Below are 3,695 nucleotides of genomic sequence, written 5' to 3' on the forward strand. Positions count from 1 at the left end.
TCCCCTCGCGCACTGCAGGAACCGCCCATGCGCGGTTTCTCGCGACAAGCCGCCACACGAATGTGTGTCTGCCTTTCGGCAACGCACAGGTAGGCAGGTCGCAGTCAGCAGCGGCATCGTCCTGATTCAGCGCGATGCTGGAGAGGCGATGGCCAGCTGAGTGCAGCATCATTAAATATACGGGCAAGCGTCAATCCCACCACCGGATTCCAGATAAAGTTTCACTTTCCTTTCACTTCCCCAGAAGAGGCGCTGCGCCAACAGGAAGTAGATTCTTTCGCGCTCTCGTCTGCTGGAATACCCGCCGCGCACCGAACCGCCTTGATGAAACCGCCGCTACGGCGCTGCCGGGGTGATCTTGCGGATCTCGTTGTTCCGGGTGTCGGCCACGTACACATAACCCGCCGCATCCACGGCCACGCCGAGGGGCTGGAAAAACGACGCGGCGGATCCGGTGCCGTCGGCATGGCCTGCCGTGGTCGAGCCCGCCAGCGTCGTCACGACCCCTGCCGGGGTAATCTTGCGGATCTCGTCGTTGTAATAGTCGGCCACGTACACATTGCCCGCCGCATCCACGGCCACGCCGCGGGGACTAAAAAACGACGCGGCGGATCCGGTGCCATCAGCATGGCCTGGCGCGGTCGAACCCGCCCACGTCGTCACTACCCCCGCCGGGGTGATCTTGCGGATCGCGTGGTTCCAGGCGTCGGCCACGTACACATTGCCCGCCGCATCGACGGCCACGCCGTCGGGGCCGTTAAACGACGCGGCGGATCCGGTGCCATCGGCCGATCCCGACGCGGTCGAGCCAGCGAAAGTCGAAACCCAAGCCACCGCCGCCGTGCAGGCCACCCCACATCGGTCACATTCGCGGTGGCCGGACCCTGACCGTTGGTAACCGTACACCACTGGAAACCGATCGGCTGCGTCCCGACCGTGACGCTGTAGCCACCAGAGACCTGGTTGCTGAAGGTGAACGCACCATTGCCAGTCAGGCTTAGGCTGTCCGCCGTGCCATTATCCTGGAGCACCAGTGCGCCACCGGCAAGACCGGACAAGGTGCCACCGATCCGGTAGGTCGGAAGGGGCGAGATCGTCACCGTCGCACTGCTCTGATAACCACCATCGGCTGAGGTGACCGTGACGTGGGCCGTGCCGACCGCGAACCCGGTGACCACGCCGGCGCTGGTAACGGTGGCCACCCCCGGATTGTCGCTGGCCCACGTCACCGCAGCATTAGTGGCATTGGCGGGCTGCACGTTGGCTGCCAAGGGCGACGGACTTCCCGCGATCAGGCTCAGCGTCGCCGGCGAGACTGCGATGCCAGTGACGGATACCGGAGCCGACGAGACGGTGACCGTCGCACGGGCGGTGAAGCCGCCGTCCACCGTGGTGGCGATAATGGTCGCCGTGCCGACGGCCACGCCGGACACGACACCGGTGGCGCTGACCGCGACGATCGCCGGCGCGCTACTGCTCCAGGTGACGGCGGGATTCGTGGCATGGGCCGGTTGCACCGAAGCCGTCAGCGTTTGGGTGTCCCCCACGCTCAAGCCGACGCCCGAGGTGTTCAACGTGACCCCGGTGGCGGGGGTAGTCTGGCCCGCGGTGGCCCCGGCCCCGCCACTGCAAGCCGCGAACAAGGAAAACGTGAGCAGGCACGCCAGCCCGGTCACCGCGCGGGCAGCCCATGAGCGCATCCCCTTCAACAGCATTTTTGCACGTTCATGCATTTTTGCACCTCCCTACCCCATCTGACGGAGCCCCACTTCGGCCCATGGGTTCGCCGGAACCGCGCGCCCTCCCGTGCCAGAGCCGTGTTCGGTGGCCAGGTTTGCGCCACGCGTCCTTCATGGATGCGCCCGACCTGAAGGGGATGCCACGCGGCTTCGCGGTTCGCGCAGCGCCTGCGTCTCGACCGCGCGTGGCATACGATTCCTGCCCGGCGCGCGGCGACGCCACCTAGACGGACTTGTTCCGGCGGGCCCTGCCTCGTGCAGCACATGGCCAGCCCGTTCGGGAGTCGTTCCAGGCAGTTCGTGCTCGGCCAAGGCCATCGCACGCGGGTGCGTCGCTGCGGCGCAGCTTCTTTACATCACGGGCCCCAGCCGCCCACCACAAAAAAACTGCGGACTTATTGAAATCCGACCTGCTGTCGCGTTTGCGATCCGTTGCCTGCACTACCCGGACGTCTGAGTCATCAGCAACCGGCAACCGCGAACGGCGAGCTGCCGGCCGGCACCCGCGCGCCAACCCGAGGGGTGGCGATTCGCGCCGGCGTACCCAGCACTCAGTGGCTCCCGGCCGGACGGGTCGACAGGGTGCGCCGATACTGATCGACTTCCAGCAGCAGATGGTCAATCCGCGCGCAGCTGGCCATTCTGTGCGCGCAGCGCATCGACTTCCCCACTGACCTGCAGGCACACCGCATCGTTCTGCAGCTTGAGAAACCGCGCGGTACCGGCCAGATCCCGCGCCGCATGCGCTGCACCGAGTTCGCGGTGCAGCTGCGCGTTCTCCTGTTCAAGACGACTGGGCTCGGCCCTTCTATGCGTCCCTGCCCAGCGTCTGGGCGGCGCCGGAACCGCGCCATGCGCAGCGCATCCGTGACCAGTCTCTAGGTGGGGATATTTTGAGGCGTCCACAGGTGGGTGATTTTGCCCGCCCATCGGGGTCGCAGTCGAAACCGAAAAGAAACGTGCGGGCGTCATCGTATCGGCCGAGCCTGCGCAACGCGAACAACATGGGCTGACCGCACTCATCGCGCTTGGTTTTGATGGGCTGACCGAGCGTGGATAGCCAGGTGTCGGTGAGTGAGACCGGTCGGAAAAAATGGAAGCCAACGTTTCGTAAAATCGAGAAACGGAGGCATGGATGAAACGAATTCCAAGAGCGGTCTATAGGAAGAGTGTACGGTCAGCGAACCCGCCCCTTGCGAGCATGGTTTTTCGCTCGCGATCCGCGCGTTTACTTGACTTGCTGGCGCCGGGCTTTGGCGGCAACCTTGCAGGCCGTTTTCAGCTCCTGCAGTTTGTCGTCAGTCTCTGCCAGCCGGCGTTTCAGCAAAATCATTCTGAAATCGTCCTGCTTGAGGAGTCGATTCGTGGTGGCGTGCGTCGGATCGATACGTTTGCACCATACTGCCGCGCCCAGGCGCGCACAGCGGCTTCGGTATCCGCTGCCGGCCAATCGCCGTACCTTCCTCGCGCATCATGCCCATGATGCTGCGACTGCCGGCTGAGCTTCGACTCTCGATGAACAGCTCGTGTACCCGGCTACGCAGTGCCATTCGCTCGGCATCAACACGTCGGGCTCGCGCTCGGTGGGCATACAGGCAGGACCGCGACACGTCGAATACCGCACAGATCAGCTCGACCGATTCGCTTGCGCCAATCTGATCAATTACTTCGTACGTTCGATGCCTTCCGACATCAAGAGCGCGGTAGCCTTCCTGAGAAACTCAATGTGTTCAGGCGACTTTTTCCTGCAACACATACCCCATCGATTCGGCACGGCGAGTGAGATTGTTCAGGACACGCTGACGGTAGCGTTCCTCGTAATATGTGGCGCCCGGATCGACGTACTCCATGCCATAGCGCAGCGTGTTGTAGAAGAGAAGTATGCGATCCGTTAACGACGTCCTTGTCTAGAAATCGCTTCACTCTGATGCTACGTGTCCACGTGGACAGCTGGTA

1 protein-coding gene and 2 pseudogenes are annotated in these 3,695 nt (G+C 63.7%); all 3 read right to left on the reverse strand.

Annotated elements, in window-relative coordinates; all coding sequences use genetic code 11:
• Positions 1–336: 336 nt before the first annotated feature.
• On the reverse strand, positions 337–852 hold the full coding sequence (locus DID99_RS35940; protein ID WP_260444784.1) for a hypothetical protein: 516 nt from the start codon (positions 850–852) through the stop codon (positions 337–339).
• Positions 853–1,157: 305 nt separating this feature from the next.
• A pseudogene (locus tag DID99_RS38590) lies at positions 1,158–1,733 on the reverse strand (Ig domain-containing protein); the annotation flags it as partial.
• 1,439 nt (positions 1,734–3,172) lie between these two features.
• Positions 3,173–3,460: pseudogene (locus DID99_RS38245) on the reverse strand (IS3 family transposase); the annotation flags it as partial.
• Between the last annotated feature and the right edge of the window lie 235 nt (positions 3,461–3,695).

It is taken from the genome of Burkholderia sp. Bp8986, assembly GCF_003854225.1.
GTDB lineage: Bacteria > Pseudomonadota > Gammaproteobacteria > Burkholderiales > Burkholderiaceae > Burkholderia.